The 1,198-nt window shown below is 74.2% G+C and carries 1 protein-coding gene; it reads right to left on the reverse strand.

The genetic code is table 11. The features are described from left to right. Positions 1-897 (reverse strand): aldo/keto reductase (locus ABZ641_RS38370; RefSeq protein ID WP_359989295.1); only part of this gene is annotated, 897 nt, incomplete at its 3' end. Positions 898-1,198: the final 301 nt, after the last annotated feature.

A 1,198-nucleotide genomic window follows, 5' to 3' on the forward strand; every position in this document is an offset into this window, starting at 1 on the left:
GGCACCGACCAGCGGGACGACCGGGACCTCGCCGCCGATCAGCCAGGCCAGCACCACCTGGTTGACGGTGGCTCCGGTCTCGGCCGCCACCGCGGTCAGCGCGGCCCGCCGGGCGGGGGTGCCGGCATGGTCGAAGGCCGCACCGAGCGGCTTGTCCGCCCGGACGTAGCCGCCGCCGAGCAGCGGCGAGTACGCGACCAGTGCGAGCGAGGGGTTCTCCCGGACGTAGGCCAGCAGGTCGCCCGCAACCGCGCCCTGGTCGCCGTCGGGGCCGAGTGCGCCCGGCAGGTCGGCCCGCCGGCGGAAGTAGCTGTGGCTGTACTGGAGCACCTCGTACCCGGGCAGCCCGGCCGCCGCCGCGAGGTTGCGGGCCCGCTCGATCCGCCAGCTCCAGTGGTTGCTGACGCCCAGCAGGCCCACGGACCCTTCGTCCACCAGTGCGCCGAAGGCCTCGACCGTCTCGGCCAGCGGCACCCGGGTGTCCTCGATGTGCGCGTACAGCAGGTCGAGCTTCTCGACGCCGAGCCGCTGCCGGCTCCGCTCGGACTGCTCCCTGATGATCTCGGCCGACAGTCCCTCGCCGTTCTCCACGTAGCCGGTGCCGGGCGCGAGCGGCCGGGCGCCGAGCTTGGTGGCGATCACCACCTCGTCGGTGATGCCCCGGCTGCGGCGCCAGCGGCCGATGAGCTCCTCGCTCGTGCCGCCCTGGCTGCCGTCGATCCAGTAGGCGTAGTTGTTGGCGGTGTCGATGAACGTACCGCCGGCCTCGACGTAGCGGTCCAGCACGGCGAACGAGGTGGCCTCGTCGGTCAGCGTTCCCATCAGCATGGCGCCGAGGCTGAGCACACTGACCTCGCGGCGGGTCTTCGGGTCGGTGCCGATCGTGCGGTACTGCATGCCAGTTCTCCTCCCACGGACCGCCAACTGCGGCCCGCGGGCGACAGTTTGGTTGCTGGAGTGCACTCGAAGTCAAATGGTCCAGACCTCCGGCCCGAGGCGGCGCGCCCCGTACGGGAGCGGGCCGCCGCCCGCCGGGCGGACCTCGCCACGGGATGCGACGGCGCGGCGCGCCTCAGTCGCCGTCGCCGCCCGACTGCTTCGGGCGGCGGCCCCGGCCCGCGTCGAGCTGTTGCAGCACCTCGCCCGCGACGATCGTCACGGCCGCGACGGCGCGGACCCCGCGCGGCGCGCCGCGCGC

This window comes from Kitasatospora sp. NPDC007106 (assembly GCF_040634455.1).
Lineage (GTDB): Bacteria > Actinomycetota > Actinomycetes > Streptomycetales > Streptomycetaceae > Kitasatospora > Kitasatospora arboriphila.